Source organism: Candidatus Electronema sp. JC, from assembly GCF_048287365.2.
GTDB lineage: Bacteria > Desulfobacterota > Desulfobulbia > Desulfobulbales > Desulfobulbaceae > Electronema.
The window spans coordinates 1-17,887 of record NZ_JBLWEM020000019.1 but is presented as its reverse complement, the minus strand read 5'-3'; the positions used below and the strand labels follow the sequence as shown (position 1 = coordinate 17,887).

At 58.2% G+C, this 17,887-nt stretch carries 16 protein-coding genes and 1 tRNA gene; 12 read left to right on the top strand and 5 right to left on the bottom strand.

Annotated elements, in window-relative coordinates; genetic code table 11:
* Positions 1-184 precede the first annotated feature (184 nt).
* Genes ACNKH3_RS02530 through ACNKH3_RS02520 form a run of 3 tightly spaced genes read right to left on the bottom strand, consistent with a single transcriptional unit; the run spans position 185 to position 4,333 of the window.
* Positions 185-2,071, bottom strand: coding sequence for a hypothetical protein (locus tag ACNKH3_RS02530; RefSeq protein ID WP_420208120.1), 1,887 nt, complete (start codon positions 2,069-2,071; stop codon positions 185-187).
* A gap of 8 nt (positions 2,072-2,079) precedes the next feature.
* Positions 2,080-2,868 (bottom strand): class I SAM-dependent methyltransferase, encoded by a 789-nt coding sequence (locus ACNKH3_RS02525; RefSeq protein ID WP_420208119.1) that lies wholly within the window; start codon positions 2,866-2,868, stop codon positions 2,080-2,082.
* A gap of 1 nt (position 2,869) precedes the next feature.
* Positions 2,870-4,333 carry a glycosyltransferase gene (locus ACNKH3_RS02520; RefSeq protein WP_420208118.1) on the bottom strand — a complete coding sequence of 488 codons (1,464 nt, stop codon included), beginning with the start codon at positions 4,331-4,333 and terminating at the stop codon, positions 2,870-2,872.
* Between the two features lie 226 nt (positions 4,334-4,559).
* Here ACNKH3_RS02520 and ACNKH3_RS02515 point away from each other — a divergent pair, with 226 nt between their 5' ends.
* Both ACNKH3_RS02515 and guaB read left to right on the top strand, forming a co-directional pair.
* The gene (locus tag ACNKH3_RS02515) at positions 4,560-5,348 is read left to right on the top strand and encodes a glutaminyl-peptide cyclotransferase (RefSeq protein WP_420208117.1); all 789 of its coding nucleotides are present in this window, start codon (positions 4,560-4,562) and stop codon (positions 5,346-5,348) included.
* 138 nt (positions 5,349-5,486) lie between these two features.
* Complete coding sequence (gene guaB, locus ACNKH3_RS02510) at positions 5,487-6,956, top strand: IMP dehydrogenase (protein WP_420208121.1); 1,470 nt, start codon at positions 5,487-5,489, stop codon at positions 6,954-6,956.
* Between the two features lie 230 nt (positions 6,957-7,186).
* On the opposite strand, the gene ACNKH3_RS02505 is transcribed toward guaB, so the two are convergent.
* Positions 7,187-7,462, bottom strand: a complete 276-nt coding sequence (locus tag ACNKH3_RS02505; protein ID WP_420208116.1) for a hypothetical protein — start codon at positions 7,460-7,462, stop codon at positions 7,187-7,189.
* A 108-nt stretch (positions 7,463-7,570) separates the two neighbouring features.
* Between ACNKH3_RS02505 and zwf the strand changes: the two genes are divergently transcribed.
* From zwf to ACNKH3_RS02460, 9 genes are all read left to right on the top strand, one after another.
* Positions 7,571-9,067, top strand: coding sequence for a glucose-6-phosphate dehydrogenase (gene zwf, locus ACNKH3_RS02500; RefSeq protein WP_420208115.1), 1,497 nt, complete (start codon positions 7,571-7,573; stop codon positions 9,065-9,067).
* A gap of 156 nt (positions 9,068-9,223) precedes the next feature.
* Positions 9,224-10,501, top strand: a complete 1,278-nt coding sequence (locus ACNKH3_RS02495) for an O-acetylhomoserine aminocarboxypropyltransferase/cysteine synthase family protein (RefSeq protein WP_417916602.1) — start codon at positions 9,224-9,226, stop codon at positions 10,499-10,501.
* Between the two features lie 21 nt (positions 10,502-10,522).
* Entirely contained in the window at positions 10,523-11,710 is a 1,188-nt protein-coding gene (locus ACNKH3_RS02490) for a hypothetical protein (RefSeq protein WP_417916601.1), read from the top strand.
* A gap of 20 nt (positions 11,711-11,730) precedes the next feature.
* The gene (locus ACNKH3_RS02485; protein WP_417916600.1) at positions 11,731-12,228 is read left to right on the top strand and encodes a DUF2058 domain-containing protein; all 498 of its coding nucleotides are present in this window, start codon (positions 11,731-11,733) and stop codon (positions 12,226-12,228) included.
* Positions 12,229-12,273: 45 nt separating this feature from the next.
* Entirely contained in the window at positions 12,274-13,626 is a 1,353-nt protein-coding gene (locus ACNKH3_RS02480) for a TrpB-like pyridoxal phosphate-dependent enzyme (RefSeq protein ID WP_417916599.1), read from the top strand.
* A gap of 43 nt (positions 13,627-13,669) precedes the next feature.
* Entirely contained in the window at positions 13,670-14,890 is a 1,221-nt protein-coding gene (locus tag ACNKH3_RS02475) for a homocysteine biosynthesis protein (protein ID WP_417916598.1), read from the top strand.
* Between the two features lie 9 nt (positions 14,891-14,899).
* Positions 14,900-15,697 (top strand): TIGR00268 family protein, encoded by a 798-nt coding sequence (locus tag ACNKH3_RS02470; RefSeq protein WP_420208114.1) that lies wholly within the window; start codon positions 14,900-14,902, stop codon positions 15,695-15,697.
* A gap of 102 nt (positions 15,698-15,799) precedes the next feature.
* Entirely contained in the window at positions 15,800-16,087 is a 288-nt protein-coding gene (locus ACNKH3_RS02465; RefSeq protein ID WP_420208113.1) for an HU family DNA-binding protein, read from the top strand.
* An 83-nt stretch (positions 16,088-16,170) separates the two neighbouring features.
* Positions 16,171-16,247 (top strand) — tRNA-Pro (locus tag ACNKH3_RS02460).
* Positions 16,248-16,268: 21 nt separating this feature from the next.
* On the opposite strand, the gene ACNKH3_RS02455 is transcribed toward ACNKH3_RS02460, so the two are convergent.
* Complete coding sequence (locus ACNKH3_RS02455; RefSeq protein WP_420208112.1) at positions 16,269-17,516, bottom strand: serine hydrolase domain-containing protein; 1,248 nt, start codon at positions 17,514-17,516, stop codon at positions 16,269-16,271.
* Positions 17,517-17,575: 59 nt separating this feature from the next.
* Between ACNKH3_RS02455 and ACNKH3_RS02450 the strand changes: the two genes are divergently transcribed.
* Positions 17,576-17,887: transposase (locus ACNKH3_RS02450; protein WP_420208111.1), on the top strand; the 312-nt coding region annotated here is incomplete at its 3' end.

Below are 17,887 nucleotides of genomic sequence, written 5' to 3'. Positions count from 1 at the left end.
TTGAATATCATTGTTTTGTCAAAGGAATTTCTTGGTTCGAGGCAAAGACTGCCATCATCCGTGACGCTGTTCGGGCGTATTTGACGAAACCGATTTATACGCTTGAGCCTATCAATCTTTATGCAACTGCGTAACTCCTATATCTGTCCCGGAAAAAAAAAATGATTTTTGCTGACAGTTATTTTTACAAGTGCTGATTATCTGGCAAATCGGAAAGAACAATTCGCCAACGGTTGGTTTTGTCTCCTTCTGGAATTGCAACTTTCCATTTTGACTCGTTTCTTTGGATGCGATTCCAGTCAGAGGTGTTGCAGATCATATATATCATTTGCCTTGCACGTGTGTCATACCCAAGAAACAGTGTCGTTCCGTGCGACAGTATAGATTTCAAAAAATTACCGCGCGCAGGGTATCCATATAGAAAAACTTTCATGTTCCTGACAGCAAGGTCAATGCTGACGCTTTTTTTCAAAATTGATCCTTTGCCTTCCTCCACCGAATGCACCTCAGAATTAGGGATTATCTTTATGCTTTCAGCAACAGCAGGCGATGAATCTGCTAAATGTTTTCCGATATTGACAGGTATGCTAAACACGAAAAACGCAGCGATTACAGCAAACAGCATAAAAGAGCTATGTAAAACCAGTCCGCTTGAACGCGCTGTTGAAACGTATTCCATATGCTGTATTTCATAAGATTTTTTTGAATTCAAAAGAATACTGACTATTGCCTGCAATCCTATCGCAGGAAGTATCAGTGTGACAGGTATGGTCGAGGCGTATGCTCGCATCCAATCGGCATCCCATGGCGGGGCAAACGGTACTGATGCTAAAATTCCAAGATTGCCAGTAATAATACAGAGAGAGACGTTGTCTTTTTTAACGAGCAAGAAGTAAATGCCAGCAATAGTAAGGATATTAAGAAGAATAAAGATGCCTGCCGCAAAGCTTGTCTGGAAATACAAAAAAGGCTGATTGATAATTCGCTGAAGAATGGAATTTTTTTTATCATCGGCCCTGTCTTCTCGATATAACACATGTCGCTCAATCGCCGAAAACAAAACATAAGAATATATGCCTCGCAATGAAAAAAATAAATCTTTGTAAGCACGAATGCTGCCATAAATTAACGATGAAGGCTGTTCTTTAATTTTCATGAATGAGAGTTCATATATCTTTTTATAGAGTTCCTCATCGTTAATTTTCTTTATATCTGGATGATCTGAAAGCACCTGCCTCCAGTCTCCGTCATGCACAAGGCCGTATAGAGTATAAGAAAAATTTCCCATAGAACTTCCCTTGTGTCCCAATGTATGCACTATTGCCATGTTCAGAAAAAACGCTATCGATACAGAAAGTACAGCATAAAATATTTTTTTCCGCCATATTCCAGCTGACTTGCGAAAAACGATCGGGAATATTAAAACAAATGCTGGCAGAATAAAATATGCTCCAGCTCTTGCATTCAATGAAACTGAAAATAATAAAAGACTGAGAAGATATTTCAGAGGATTCTGGGAGCGGAGCGACCGCAGCAGCATTGCAAATGCAAGGCATCCATACAATATACCAATATGTTCACTTAATGCAGAGCCAATAAATCGTCGATAAAAAACAAGCAGCCCGAAAAACATTACCATCCCGGCAGTCCGTCCATAAGTCAGGCTTGTTTCGTTGATCACGAAAGCAATCGACAGGGATGCCAAGACAACAAGAGTGATCAGCATTGCAGGGTAGTTTGCAGAAAACACCAACAGAATAAACCCTTCGAGAAGCGCTGTTATCGGACGGCGTGAGGCCCATGGAGAAAGTCTGCCATCAAAGAGAAGTTTAAAGCTTCCATCGACATAACCAGCAGAATCACTGAAAGGAAGCAGGCCGGCAATCAAAGAATGGTCAGACACCCCGGAATGCCATGTTTCCAAAAGTATGGCTATGTTAACTGCCAAGACTGCCAAGGTGATCAGCCAAGAGGAATAACGGACAGGCACTCGATGCAAGCACGCAAACAAACCGACTGCAATCAGCAAAATCATCAACAGATCAAGTCGGTAAAATGCAATTTCCAGCATATAAAAAATTACGGCTCATGGGTCAGTATAACAAAAGCAAACATGGCATTTTTTCTTTCCAATTGCGGAGATGCTTGCTCAAGCCAACGGCAGAGGCCGTAGAGCCAGGCCGGGGCAAAGGAACGGAGGGAAAGTCCGCCGGAAAGGAGATATGCCAAGGGCATGAGAGGTTGAACGTGCGTGATGGTCCATTGGGGAAATTCCTGTTCAAACTGGGGCCGGTCCCGCTGAAAGAGTATCCACGGCAAAGCCCCGTTGGCCCCGGAAAGCGGGCCTTGACCAGGGAATTCCCAGTTTGGTGATTCCGGCTGAAAAGGTTCTGAATGCAAGTGTGTATAGATAAAGCGGGACCAAGGCGTTACCCAAGGTTCAATCATGAGCAATACCCCGCCATTGGGCCGGACAACCCGTGTGGCTTCAGCGAAAAAACGCCGGGGTTCGTTGATATGGTGCAAAACATCAGTCATCACCAAAGCCTTCACAGAGGCATCAGGAAAGGGCAGCGGGCCACCTTGAGTCAGAACAATATCTATGCCTTCCAATCCCTCTTGCACTTCTGTGGTGAGCACTTCAGGGATGCAGTCTTTCATGAAACCTGCACCAGAGCCAAGTTCCACCACCAAACCCTCTCCATGAGGCAGGGCTTGGGCAATCAATTGATACCACTCCCGATACAGACAGCGGAGAAAGGGCTTGCTGCGGAGGATCGCCCGCCGCCGCCGCGTGGTTTCCGGGTCATCCACGGCCAGCCCCTTGGTCAGCGGGTGCTGGAGCAGGCTGTTCAGCCAGGCCGCCATCTCAGATGAACTTCAGACGGCTGGCCGCGAAAAGCACCATCCGCAGCAGGATAGCCCCATGCCGCCAGCGCTGGATGTTGGTGTCGCCGTAGGTGCGCTCCCGGTAGCGCACCGGCAGATCAACAATGCGCAGGTTCATCTTGGCCGCGCCGAAGAGCAGGTCAAAGTCGCCGAAGGGATCAAAGTCGCCGAAGTAGCTTCTGTTCGCCGCCAGCTGCTGATAACGGCTCCGGCTGAGCACCTTGGTGCCGCAGAGCGTGTCCTTGACGCTCCGATCGAGCAGCCAGGAGAAGGCCCAGCTGAAGAATTTGTTGCCCAGCAGATTGAAGAAGCGCATAGCCTCTTTCTCCTGCGGGTAGACCAGCCGCACGCCGTTGACGAACTCCGCCTTGCCGGACATCAGGGCCTCGTAGAACTGAGGCAGGGATTCCGGCGGCACGGTCAGGTCTGCGTCGAGGATCATCAGCACCTCGCCTTCCGCCTCATTGAAGCCCAGACGCACTGCGTCGCCCTTGCCTTTGCCGGTCTGCTGGAACGCCTTGATCTTGCGTTCCGGGTGCTGACTGACCGCCTGCTGCACAGCGGCCCAAGTTGTGTCTGTTGAGCCACCCTCGACAAAAATCAGCTCCGTGCCTGCGCCCATCTCCGGCACCCGCTGAACAGCAGCCTCAATATTGCCTGCCTCGTTGCGGGCCGGGATGACTACGGACACCACGCAGTCCGGCTTCCGCTGCGGCTCAAGGCGGCAGACCATGAAGTGCGTCAGCGTCAGCCAGCGGAACGGCGGCAGCTTGGCCAGCCAGCGGTTGCAGAGCGGCTCGATCAGCGGTGTCTGCCACGGCCAGAGGAAGTCGTCAAAGCGGCGGATGATCTCAAAGCCTGCCAGATGGAGGAGGTTGGCCATGTCGTCGGTCGTGAGCCAGTTCTGCTCCAGACGCGGAGTCATGGCTCCCAGCTCCTGCGCCCATTGCGCAGGGGCTTCCCAGAGATGACTGTGGAAGTTGCAGATGATGCGGGTGTCTGGCGAGCAGAAGCGGCGAATGCTGCTGAGGGTTTCCTGCACATCCCAGAGGTCGTTGACCAAGTCCGAGAGCAGGATCACATCCGGCGGCTCCAGCAGCTCCGGCGGCAGCGGGCCGGACAGCAGCTCGTGCACGTCCCGCTCGACAAAGACGCAGCGCGGATGCAGCTGTCGCGCCTGCTCCAGCATGGCCGGGGAGAAATCCACTCCGATCCCCTGCTGCGGGGCAAGAGCGGCCAGCAGCTCGCCTTTGCCGCAGCCCAGCTCCAGCACCCGCTTTCCAGCAGGGACGAGAAATTGGCAGACCTGCCGCAGACGGCGGCGGTAGTTCCGTGACAGATCGGGCCGACGCAGTGACTCTGCCGCGACTCGGTTCCAGTGGTCAATCCGGGCTTGGGTGTAAGCGTGGCGGGCCACGTCACATCCGGCATCTGGTGTTTTCATGCAGTCAGCTCGGCAAGCGGGTTGAACGGCGCGGCGGGGATGCCGCACCGTTGATGACAGACTGCGCAGATATTGCCATGCTGCGGCGGAGATTGCAAAGAAGAAAGGTCCGGCAGGGGAAATTCTTGTCTGCCGCCGCGAAAGAGGATGCGCCGCCGGAGAGAATTCGTTATAAGGGAAAAACAACAGCTCACTGCGCAGATATCCGCCAACAACGCCGCCTGTCATGCCGCATCGTATCCTGCCCTTTCTCTTGGCCTCAGTTGCAGTTCTGCTTCTGCCGCCCTTCAGCCGCAGCTCGCCGCCGGAGCAGCTCGCCGCTGTTGCCGTGCAAGAATATCCGCACGATCCGAACGCCTTCACGCAAGGGCTGGTCTGGGATCAAGGCAAAGTCTATGAGGGCACCGGCCTGAACGGACGCTCCTCGCTCCGGCAGGTCGAGCTGGCCACTGGCAAGACGCTGCGGCAGCTCGATTACGGGCCGCAGTTTTTCGCCGAAGGCGTGACGGTATTCGGCGGCAGCGTCTATCAGCTCACGTGGCGGAACGGAGTCATTTTTCAATACGACCAAGACAGCTTCGCCCTGCGCCGGGCTTGGCCGTGGCCGCGCGAGGGCTGGGGCATCACTCATGACGGCGGCAGCCTGATCATCAGCGACGGCTCGGCGACGCTGTATTTTCTCAGCCCGGACGACCTGAGCGAGCGGCGGCGGCTCACTGTGCGCGACCAAGGCCAGGACATTGACCGCCTCAATGAGCTGGAATATATAGACGGCCTGATTTACGCCAATATCTGGCAGGAATGCCGGATCGCCCTGATCCGCCCGGACAGCGGCGCGGTGGCGGCCTGGCTTGACGCGGCGGAACTCTGCGCCCGGATGCGGCAGGACGACAGCAATGCTGTGCTGAACGGCATCATGCGCGACCCGGACAGCGGCAGGATTTTCCTCACCGGCAAGCTCTGGCCGAAGCTTTTTGAGGTCAAGGCCGAGCCTGTCCGGCGGAACTCGCTCTAAGGACAGGGAAATATTATTTTTTCAAGCGGATGTTTGCTTTTATCCGCCAGCTGCGCTATAATGAGGCGCATCCTTCAGGCTATGCTGACCAACTTTGTTCTGTCCAGCAAAAAAAGATCCATCAACAAGGAGCATCCCATGTTCGACCAGGACATACCCCCGGCCTACACCTTTGATGATGTCCTGCTCGTCCCGTCGGCTTCGGAAGTCCTGCCGTCCGAGGTCTGCCTCGCCACCCGGCTGACCGACTCGATCTACCTCAACGCGCCGTTAGTCTCCGCCGCGATGGACAGCGTGACTGAGCACCGCACCGCGATTGCGATGGCCAGAGCGGGCGGCATCGGCATCATCCACAAGAACATGTCGGTTGAGGATCAGGCCAGAGAGGTGCGCCGGGTGAAGAAGTCGGAGTCTGGCATGATTGTTGATCCGGTCACGGTGACGGAAGAGCAGACTGTGGCTGAGGTCGAGGAGATCATGGCCTCGTGGCGGATCTCCGGCCTGCCGGTGCTGCGCGGAGGCAGGCTGGTCGGCATCGTCACCAACCGCGACCTGCGCTTTGTCTCCAGCGGCGAGCTGCGCGTGAAGGATGTGATGACCAGCAAGAATCTCGTCACGGTGCGCGAGGGCATCGGTTTGGAGCAGTGCAAGGCCCTGCTGCACGAGCATCGGATTGAGAAGCTGCTGGTGGTGGACGAGCATGAAAATCTCAAAGGCTTGATCACCATCAAGGACATCGAAAAGGTCAAGCAATACCCAAACGCGGCCAAGGACAGCAGCGGCAGGCTGCTGGTCGGCGCGGCCATCGGCGTGGGGCCGGAGCTGCCCGACCGCACCGAGGCGCTGGTGCAGGCAGGCGTTGATGTCCTTGTTTTGGACTCCGCCCACGGCCATTCGGCGGGCATTCTCCAAGCAGTGCGCGAGGTGCGGGCCTCCTGGCCGGATGTGCCGGTGATTGCAGGCAACGTGGCCACCGCTGAAGGCACCGCCGCCCTGATCGAGGCCGGAGCCAACGCGGTGAAGGTCGGCGTGGGGCCTGGATCTATTTGCACAACCCGTATTGTCGCCGGTGTCGGCGTGCCGCAGCTCACCGCCTTGCAGAACGCGGTCAGGGCGGCGAAAGAGAAGCACATCCCGATCATCGCCGACGGCGGCATCAAATTTTCCGGCGATGTCTGCAAGGCACTCGGCATCGGCGCGAGCAGCGTGATGATCGGCTCGCTCTTCGCGGGCACCGACGAAACGCCGGGCGAGACCTTTCTGTATCAGGGCCGCAAATACAAGGGCTACCGGGGCATGGGTTCGCTCGGCGCGATGCAGCAGGGTTCCAGCGACCGCTATTTTCAGAAGAAAAGCAGCGAGCCGTCCAAATTAGTGCCGGAAGGCATTGAGGGCCGGGTGCCGTATCGCGGCCCGATTGCTGAAATGATTTATCAGCTCCTTGGCGGCTTGCGTTCAGGCATGGGCTACTGCGGCGCGGCCTCGATCCCGGAATTGCACCGCCGGGCCAAGTTTGTCCGCATCTCGCCCGCTGGTCTGCGTGAGTCGCACGTCCACGACGTGATCATCACCCGCGAGGCTCCTAACTACCGCACCGAGGGCCTGTAGAATTTTCAAAGAAAGCACCCTGAGCGAAGCCGAAGGGTGCTTTCAATCAAAGGCGGGCAGTCATCCTGTCCGATCAGCTTTCTTGGACGCAGCAAAACTGTCCGCCCTTCCTCGTTTATCCCCCGCCCGAATGAACGCCCAGCAAAATGCGTTTTTCGCCCTATTGTGCGGGCGTGCTGAATTCGTATAATAAGTGCATAACCTCTGCAACCGACTGATATTCAGAAACATCAAGCCTTCCCTAAATTCGCCATTGCCACAGAAAAAGGCACCAAAGTTGCTGATGTGGTCTGGTGTTCTGATGCCCTGTGGCGGCAGATCAAACACATCAGGCGGAAAGCTCCGTTGCCCCGGAAATCTGCGTGGAAGTGCTGTCCCCAGCAAACACGGCGGAAGAGATGCTGGAAAAAAGAATGCTGTATTTCCGGCATGGCGCGGAAGAAGTCTGAATTTGCGATCAAGATGGAACGATGCAGTTCTTTGTTGCCGCAGGAGAAATTGCGCATTCAAACATTGTCCATGCTTTTCCGAAGCGCATTGCATTGTGATTCACACAGGATGCCTGAACAGCCTTGTCCTTGCCGACCATTCCCTCAGACCTTTGCAAACCAAGCATGATCTCCGTCAAAACACCCTGCGCGCCTGACCTCAACACGGACAAAAAGCCCTGCGACTTCGTCATATTCGGCGTGCTGGGCGACTTGTCCCAGCGCAACCTGCTGCCTTCGCTCTACCAGCTGGAAAAGGCGGGCCTGCTCCACCCGGAGACCAAGATCATCGGCGCGGCCCGGCACGAGCTGAGTCAGGAGGCTTTCTTGGAGGAAGCGCTGGGCAAGCTGAAGGTCTTTGTCCGCGAGGAGCTGAGCAGCGAGATCACGGAGCGCCTGCTGGCCCGGATGCGCTATGTTCTGATCAACCTTGACGTGCCGGAGGAGTACCGCCGTCTGGCTGCGATGGCGGATCCGCAGGAGAGGGTGCTGGTCAGCTACTTCTCTGTCTCGCCCACGCTCTTCGGCCCGATCTGCAAGGGACTTCAGCACGCGGGCTTGGTCACGCCGAACACCAGAGTGGTGCTGGAAAAGCCCATCGGCCGCAACTTGGCCTCGTCCATTGAAATCAACGACCTTGTGGCCTCGGTCTTCTACGAGCGGCAGGTCTACCGCATTGACCACTACTTGGGCAAGGAGACGGTGATGAACCTGCTCGCCCTGCGCTTTGCCAACTCCATCTTCACCACCAACTGGGATCACAACACCATTGACCACGTGCAGATCACCGTGGCCGAAGAGGTAGGCGTGGGCAGCCGCTGGGGCTACTTCGACCAGGCCGGGCAGCTACGCGACATGGTGCAGAACCACCTGATGCAGATCCTGACCCTCGTGGCCATGGAGCCGCCGGTCAACCTGCACGACGACAGCCTGCGCAACGAAAAGCTGAAGGTGCTGAAAGCGCTGCGCCCGATCACGGCCAAGAACATCGAGAAGCGGGTGGTGCGCGGCCAGTACGGGCCGGGCTTCATCAAGGGCAGCGCAGTGCCCGGCTATTTGGAGGCCAAGGGCGGCAATCCTGGCTCAACCACAGAGACCTTCGTGGCCATCCGGGTGGACATAGACAACTGGCGCTGGGCCGGAGTGCCTTTCTACCTGCGCACCGGCAAGGCGATGGCCTGCAAGCGCTCAGAAGTGGTGATCAACTACAAGCCGCTGCCGCACAACATCTTCTCCGGCTCATACCGCAGCCTGCCAGCCAACAAGCTGATCATCCGCCTCCAGCCGGACGAGGGCGTTGAGATTGAGATGCTCAACAAGGTGCCTGGCCTGAGCGACGGCATCAGCCTCCAGCGCACCATGCTCGACCTCAGCTTCTCCGAAGCCTTCAGCAAGGAGCGCATCGCCGGGGCCTACGAGCGGCTGATTCTGGAGGTCATGCAGGGCAATCAGGCCCTCTTCATCCACCGCGACGAGGTGGAAAGCTCGTGGCTGTGGATCGACTCCATACAGGATGCCTGGGCCAAGACCAACGAGCTGCCCAAACCCTATCCAGCGGGCAGCTGGGGGCCTGTGGCCTCCGTGGCGCTGCTGGCGAGAGACGAGCGCGAGTGGGAGGAGTAGGCGCGGTCTTGCCAATAGCACTGTGAACCTGTCTCAAAAAATGAGGCGGCATTTAACTGTCTTCCGAAAATCTCTCTGCGCCGCTTGCCTTCAGCCCGGTCATCCGTTACAAAGAAGGAATCTGTTTTCCTCACCCAAGCGCACAAGGAGGCCCCTATGAGCCAGCGCCGCTTCGAGACTCTCGCCCTGCACGCCGGGCACGTTGTTGATCAGGACACGCTGTCCAGAGCCGTGCCGGTCTACCGCACCAGCTCGTATCTCTTCAAGAACAGCCAGCACGCCGCCGACCTCTTCAGCCTGAAGGAGCTGGGCAACATCTACACCCGGCTGATGAACCCGACGCAAGACGTGCTGGAAAAGCGCGTGGCGGCTTTGGAAGGCGGCGCGACGGCTCTTGCCTTAGCTTCCGGCACCTCGGCGATCTTCTACGCAATCATCAACATCTGCTCGGCGGGCGATGAAGTGGTGGCGGCGAACAACCTCTATGGCGGCACCTACACCCAGTTTGACGCGATCCTGCCGCAGCTCGGCATCACTGTGCGCATGGTTGATCCGAAAGATCCGGCCAACTTCGACCGGGCGGTGAATGAAAAAACCAAGGCCATCTTCTGCGAGACCATCGGCAATCCCGGCTTGGAGATGACCGATTTGGAGGCCGTGGCCGCAATAGCCCGCAAGCACCATCTGCCCCTGATTGTCGACTCCACCTTCACGCCGCCCTGTCTGCTCCGGCCCTTGGAGCACGGCGCGGACATTGTCGTGCATTCGCTGACCAAATGGATGGGCGGCCACGGCATCGCCATCGGCGGCATCGTCGTGGACAGCGGCAGATTCGATTGGACTGATCCAAAATTCGCGCTCTACAATCAGCCGGACAGGGGCTACCACGGCCTGCGTTTCGCCCACGATCTCGGCTCACTTAACCCTGTCGCCTTTGCCCTGCGGATGCGCCTGGTGCCGCTGCGCAACCTCGGCGCCTGCATCAGCCCGGACAACTGCGCCTTCTTCCTGCAAGGCATCGAGACGCTCTCCCTGCGCATGGAGCGGCACTGCGCCAATGCCCAGTCTGTGGCGGAGTTCTTGCAGCAGCACGCCAAGGTGGACTGGGTGCGCTATCCCGGCCTGCCAGGCGAGGAGAACAGCGCTGCCCGCCAATACCTGAAGAACGGCTTCGGCGGCATGGTCGCTTTCGGCATCAAGGGCGGCAGGGAAGCAGGCCAGCGGTTCATTGACAGCCTGCGGCTTTTCTCGCTCTTAGCCAACGTCGGCGACGCGAAGTCGCTGGCCATTCACCCGGCCAGCACCACGCATTCGCAGCTTTCCGCCGAGCAGCTCAATGCCGCCGGACTGAGCGAATCCATGATCCGTCTCTCGGTCGGCATTGAGAACATCCACGACATACTTGAAGATTTAACCCAAGCACTCGCCGCCTGACACAACAAGGAGGACAAACAGATGAACATGACACGACGCTCGGCCTGCTGGCTCCTGCTCGCCGCCGCTTTGACGATGACCGCGCCGCAGCAGCCTGCTGTCGCTTCCACAGTCCAATGGCAGCAGCTCATGGCCTCGGAGGACGGGGTTTCCTTGGCCGTGGACGGCGGCACTGCCGTGGTCGGCGCGCCCGGCGAGGACAAGATGAAAGGCGCGGCCTATGTTTTTGTCCGCACAGGAACGACGTGGACGCAGCAGGCCCGCCTCGCAGCGGCGGAGGCGACGGAATATTCGATCTTTGGCGGGGCGGTGGCGGTCAGCGGCGACACCATCTTGATCGGCGCGGGCAGCGACGGCAACCACGGCGCGGTCTACGTTTTTGTCCGTTCCGGCGGCAAATGGCAGCAGCAGGCCCGCCTTCTGGCGGAAGACAGCAGGCCGGATGACAATTTCGGCATTTCGGTCGCGGTCAGCAAGGACACGGCGGTGATCGGCGCCTACCGGGCGGACAGCGCCAAGGCGCCGCTGGATCCAGCCCATGCCGGGCAGGGGGCGGCGTATATTTTTGTCCGCTCAGGTGACAGATGGCGGCAGCAGGCCAAGCTGACAGCGGCGGACGGCATTCCCGACTCCGGCACCTTCGGCGCAGAGGTGACAGCGGACGGCGACACAGCGCTGGTTGCCCGGCCTGCGCTCAATCTTGCGCACGTCTTCTTCCGCTCCGGCGGCAAATGGGCAGAGCAGGCCAAGGCGGCAGGCCGGTCAGCGGCCTTGCAGGGTGACACCGCCCTGATTGGCTCGCAGACAGGCAGCGCCGACCCGGCCAAGAAGGCGCTTCCTGCCGCCGCTCCCGGCTCGGTCTCGGTGTTCAAAAGGGCAGGCGGGCTGTGGACTTTGCAGACCCTGCTGACGGCCAAAGATGCCCCGGCTGATCCAGCCTTCGGCGCGCTGGTCGCTGTGGACGGCAAGACCGCAGTGATCGCCGCCACAGAGCGCAAGGATGCGGCCAAGCCCGGCTCGGTCTATCTTTTCGCCAACAAGGGCGGCAGCTGGCAGGAGCAGGCCAAGCTGCCCGCCGCCGAGGGAATGCCGGTCATCCATTCTCTTGCGCTCTCTGGCGGCACAATGGCGGCGGTGATGGGGAAGCAGGCCAGCCGGGCCGAGAGCGCGGCCTATGTCACCGCGCTGCCCGCGTCAGCCGCTCAATAACCGAGAAAAGGGAAACAATCATGGGCAGCAACCCATTGCAGGCGCAGCTCCTCAAGGCTGGTCTGGTCAGCAAGAAACAGGTCGGCAAAGTCAAGCAGGAGCAGTATCAGAACCGGAAGCAGAAGGAGCCGGTCAAGCCTGCGGTCAGCCTTGCTGAACAGGCAGCGGCGGCGGAGCGGAGCCGCGAGCTGAACCGGCAGCTGGCTGAGGAGAAAAGACAGCGCGAGCTGCACGCGCAGGTCAGGCAGCTCATTGAGACGAACCGCCTGAAGCGGGACGGACGCGGCGGGCCGTATTATTTTGTCGTTGAGGAAAAGAAGATCGACCGGATCTTCGTCGCTGAGGAGATGGCCGAGCGGCTCAGTCGCGGCTTGCTGGCGATAGTCAGAAGCAAAGACGGCGTTGAGGTCGTGCCAGCGAAAGCCGCCCAGCAGATTGCCGAGCGAGATCCGGCGGCGGTGCTGACGCTGCATGAACCGGCTGCCGACGGTTGCCTGCCGCCGCCGACTGCTGTATGATGGGCGATCATTCCCCTCATTTATAAAAACAGCGCGCGAGGAGCCATGAGCGTCACCAAAATCCTGCTGGACGAGTCTGAGATTCCCACCCATTGGTACAACGTTGTCGCGGACATGCCCAATCCGCCTGCGCCCTATCTGGGGCCGGACGGCAAGCCGGTGCCGCCGGAGGCGATGGCAGCCATCTTCCCCATGCCCCTGCTGGAGCAGGAGATGTCCAGCGAACGCTGGATCAAAATTCCGGATGAGGTGCGGGAAGTCTATCGGCTCTGGCGGCCCAGCCCGCTTTTCCGCGCTCATCGCTTGGAAGCCATGCTCGGCACGCCAGCTAAGATTTATTACAAATACGAGGGAGTCAGCCCGGCTGGCTCGCACAAGCCGAACACCGCCATTCCGCAGGCGTATTACAACAAAATCTGCGGCATCAAGCGGCTGTCCACTGAAACCGGAGCCGGGCAGTGGGGCTGCTCCTTGGCCTTGGCAGGCAGCATGTTCGGCTTAGAAGTGCGGGTCTACATGGTCAAGATCAGCTATCAGCAGAAGCCCTACCGCCGCTCGATGATGCAGACCTGGGGCGCGGAGGTGCTGGCCAGTCCGACCAATCTCACCAATGCCGGGCGGCAGATTTTGGCGCAGGATCCCGACAATCCCGGCTCGCTCGGCATCGCCATTTCCGAGGCGGTGGAGGAGGCAGCCAGCCGTGCGGACACCAACTACGCCCTTGGCTCGGTGCTCAACCACGTGCTCCTGCATCAGACCGTGATCGGCTTGGAGACTAAGAAGCAGCTGGAGAAGGTCGGCGATTATCCGGACGTGATCTTCGCGCCCTGCGGCGGCGGCTCCAATGTCGGCGGCATGATGTTCCCCTTTGTCGCCGATAAGGCCGCAGGTAAGAACATCCGCCTCGTGCCGGTGGAGCCAACTTCCTGCCCTACCCTCACACGCGGCCACTACGCCTACGATTACGGCGATTCGGTCGGCCTGACCCCGCTGATGCTGATGTACACCTTGGGCCATGATTTCATGCCGCCGGGCATCCACGCGGGCGGCCTGCGCTATCACGGTGATTCGGCTTTAGTGTCGCAGCTCTGCAAGGAAGGCGTGCTGGAGGCGCTGGCCGTGCCGCAGGTGGCCACTTTCAAGGCGGGCGTGCTTTTCGCCAAGGCGGAAGGCATCGTGCCTGCGCCGGAGTCCTGCCACGCCGCCTGCGCCGCCATTGACGAGGCTCTGCGCTGCAAAGCAACTGGCGAGAGCAAAACCATCCTCTTCACTCTCTCCGGCCACGGCCATTTCGACATGGGTGCTTATGACCGCTATCTCAGCGGTGAGCTGGAGGATTACGACTATCCCGACGAGGCCATCCGCGCCGCCTTGGATCATCTACCCAAGGTTGGCTGAACCGGCACAATCATTTTGACGCGAACACACGCGGGAGCAAAACATGAGCGAGCAGAAGCAGGGCAAGACGTTCCAAGTCAACAAGACTTATGCGGAAATCAACGCCCGGATCAAGGCGGGCGAGGCGGTGGTCGTCACAGCAGACGAAATGGTGGACATTGTCCGACAGGAAGGCCCGGTTGAGGCGGCCCGCCGGGTGGATGTGGTCACAACTGGCACGTTCTCGGTGATGTGTTCATCTGGCATGTTCTTCAACTTCGGCCAGACCAATCCGACCATCAAAGGCCAGCGGGTCTGGGTCAACAAGGTGCCTGCCTACGCGGGCTTGGCGGCGGTGGATGCCTACATCGGCGTGACCGAGCCGAGCGAGAACGACCCGCTCAACCAAATTTATCCGGGCGAATTCCGCTACGGCGGCGGCCATGTGATTGAAGACTTGGTGGCAGGCAAAAAAGTGCTGCTGGAGGTGAAAGCCTACCCGACCGACTGCTATGCCAACACCAAGATGCACAAGGAAGTCACTTTGGCTGATTTGCCCTACGCTTTGCTTTGCAATCCGCGCAACGGCTATCAGAACTACAACTGCGCGGTCAATCTCTCCGACCGCATTGTTTACACCTACATGGGCACGCTCAAGCCCAACTGCCGCAATGCCAATTATTGCAGCGCAGGGCAGCTCAGTCCGCTGCTCAATGACCCGCTGTATCGGACAATCGGCATCGGCACCCGCATTTTCCTCGGCGGCGGCGTAGGATATGTCACGTTCCAAGGCACGCAGCACAATCCGGCGGCCCCGCGCGGCGACAACGGCGTTCCCATTCGGCCCGCTGGCACGATGATGGTGCAGGGTGATCTGAAAAAGATGTCGCCGGAATGGCTGCGCGGAATCAGTCTGCAAGGCTACGGCTGCTCGCTGGCTGTCGGCTTGGGCGTGCCGATTCCGATCCTCAACGAGGAAATGGCGCAGTTCACCGGGATTTCGGATGAGGAAATTTTCACCCATGTGGTGGATTACGGCTATGACTACACCAACGGCGTGGCCCGCACTTACGGCAAAGTCAGCTATGCCCAGCTCAGAAGCGGAGAAATCGAGGTGGCGGGCAAAAAGGTGCCGACTGCGCCGCTTTCTTCGCTCACAGGTGCGAGAAAGATCGCAGAAACGCTGAAAAACTGGATCCAGCAGGGCACGTTTCATCTTGGCGAGCCGGTCGATTATTTCCCCACCGCTGATTTTTCCTTTGACAAGCCGGAGCCGCAGGAGTAACAGTAGGCCATGCAGCTCCACGGCAAGGCGGAGCTGCTCCGCCAGCAGCTACGGGGATATGGCCGCGTCGGCGTGGCTTTTTCCGGCGGCGCGGACTCCTCGCTTCTGCTGCGGGCCGCTGTCGATGCCTTGGGCGCGGAGAACGTGCTGGCCCTCCACGCCCGCTCCTGCCTTCAAAAAGGAGTGGAGCAGGAACGGGCCGCTTCATGGCCGCAGCGGCATGGCTGCCCGGCGCGGCTGCGGATTCTTGATTTTGCACCGCTGACGTGGCCGGATTTTGTCAGCAATCCGCCGCAACGCTGCTGTCTTTGCAAACGGCGGATTTACAGCCGCTTTTCAGAGCTGCTGGCGGATGAAGGCGTTGATGCGCTGCTCGACGGCACAAATTGGGACGACCTTCAGCAGGGCGAAGCAGGCAGGCCCGGCCTGCGGGCCGTCGCCGAGCTTGGCGTGCAAACGCCCTTGGCTGACTGCGGCCTGAGCAAGGCGGAGGTGCGGGAACTGAGCCGCGAGCTGAATTTGGACACGTGGGATCAGCCTTCCGGCTCCTGCTTGGCGACCCGCATTCCTGCGGGCATGGCCATCACGGCGGCGCGGCTGGAGCGGGTCGCAGCGATGGAGCAAGTGCTGGCTGACGCAGGTTTTTTCGGCTGCCGGACGAGGCTGCTTGATGACAAAACAGTCTGCATTCAGCTAATGGAAGAGGACTTCGGGCGGCAGTCTGCGCTGGCCGAGCTGCGGAAATTGCGCGGCGAGCTGGGCGGCGCAGGGGCGGAAAAGATATTTCTTGATTTTGATGGGCGTTGACAGGAGGGATTTTATCCTGTTAAATGCCTGCTGTTGAGGAACTGGCTGTTTTGAGTCTGCTGCGGACAGCAGGCACGTTAAAAAAAGAAGAGAGGAACAGAGATGAACAAGAAAGAATTGGTTGACTCAATGGCGGAAGCGGCGGACATCAGCAGAGCCGCAGCGGAAAAAGCGTTGAACAGCGCGCTGGCTGGTATTTCTGAAGCCTTGGCCAAAGGTGATAAAGTGACGCTGGTCGGATTCGGCACCTTTTCTGTAGTGAGCCGGGCTGCCCGTCAGACCAAAAATCCGCGCACCGGCGCGGCAATTGATATTCCGGCCAAGACCATCGCCAAGTTCAAGGCTGGCAGCAAGCTGGCTGAGGCCGTCAACGGCTCTGACGCTGCCTGAAAAAAAAAGCAGCAGTTTTTCTCTTGCCAAAAAAGGCGGAGCGTAGTATATAAATGCCGTCCCGTTCGGGACGGCATGAAAGTCGGGAAGTGGCTCAGTCTGGTAGAGCACAGCGTTCGGGACGCTGGGGCCGGAGGTTCGAATCCTCTCTTCCCGACCATTTTTTGGTCGTCATCCTTCCTCAGTTGTTCTCTTCCGCCGTATTTCTCCGCAGTGTCCGCAGCAGCTGCATTTTGAATTTTTGCTCCAATTTTTCCGCAACTTCATTGCTGGTGCGTCCGCAGTGCAGGGCGATCAGCTCCTGTGACGGAATGATGTAGGCGAAATTGCCGCCTGAGCCGTAAATCCGCAGCGTGTCCGCAGGCAGCTCCTCACCGAGCCAGCCGTCGATGTTCGAGCGCAGATTCTGGTAGTTCGGGCTGCGCCAGACCCGCTCAAGCCACTCCGCATCAACGAGCCGCTCATTCTTCCAGCGACCTTTTTTCATCAAGAACCAGCAGAAGCGGGCGTAATCTCTGGCGGTCATCCGCAGCCCTCCGGCGGTGAACCAGCGCAAATAGCTCTTGCCCGGCGGCGCATGATAGGACACGCTGTCAAAACCGATCGGCTCCAGCAGCCAGTGCCAGAGGATGTTGTCCGCGCTGTGGCCGGAAATGTGGCGGAAGGCGATGCCGAGATGGGCAAAACCAATGCTGCTGTACGCGCCCAAGTGCTGACCCCACGTCTCGCTGCCCGGCCACTGCTCCGGTTTGCCGGGATCAAAGAACAGCCTGCCGGTTTCAGGAAAGTTAGGATCGTGCCCAACCACCCAGTCTTCGTAGTCGCTCCACTGGTAGCGGCCTTTCTCCACCGGCGTTTTGTCCGCCGCCTCTTCCGGCATAAAGCCTGCTGTATGCTGAAACACCTGCTCAAAGGTGATTTCCGCCTTGCGCGGGTCGGAGAGCGGCCAGCCGTCGTTCAGCCAGAGCGGATCGTAGAGCCTGCTGTTCTCGCTCAACTCCTTCACCGGCATTTCGCCTTGGCGGGCTTTCCGCATCAGCACTCCGAAAAGCGCGTAGGCAAAGGTTTTGCCGTTGGAGGAAAGGTACTGCTGAAAGCTCTTAGATTCAGGCCGCAGATGCCATTCGCCGACAATCCAGCCGTTTTTGATCACCACCGCTGAAGCGTGATTGTGGTCGTCATAGCCGGGAATCGCGCTGCTGTGCATGGACAGGCTGATTTTGCCGAGCTGCTGCAAAGCCTCGTGATCCAAGCCCAGCGACTCGACAAATTCCTTCGAGGTCTTGGTCCGCCAGCCGCCTTGATCGCGATGCGGCGGGAAATATTCCTCCGGCTGCGCCGCATCCTCGCGGCAGGCGGGCAGACAAAGGAGCGCGGCTGCAAAAAAGGCGAAAAGGAGCGTGCAGATTCCTATTATATTGGCGGGCATTTTTATAGGGCCTGTTAACACTATCTGCTAATCTATTAATTTTATGACATTATAGTTCTATGGAAATCACTCAACAGCAATACGAAAAAATAAGCGACATCTTCCCACGTCAGAGAGGAAATGTCACAATTGATAATTTCACGATGTTGAACGTAATACTGTATATCCTTGAGAACTGGTGTAAATGGAGAAATATTCCAAGCAATTTCGGCAATTGGCAAAGCATCTACACCCGCATGAGCCGCTGGAGCAAAAATGGTGTGCTTGACCGAATTTTCGCACGATTGCAGCAGGAGCAGATGCTGCATGTCAGCACGGATGCCCTTTCTATCGACAGCACGGTCATCAAAGTTCACCCTGACGGAACTGGG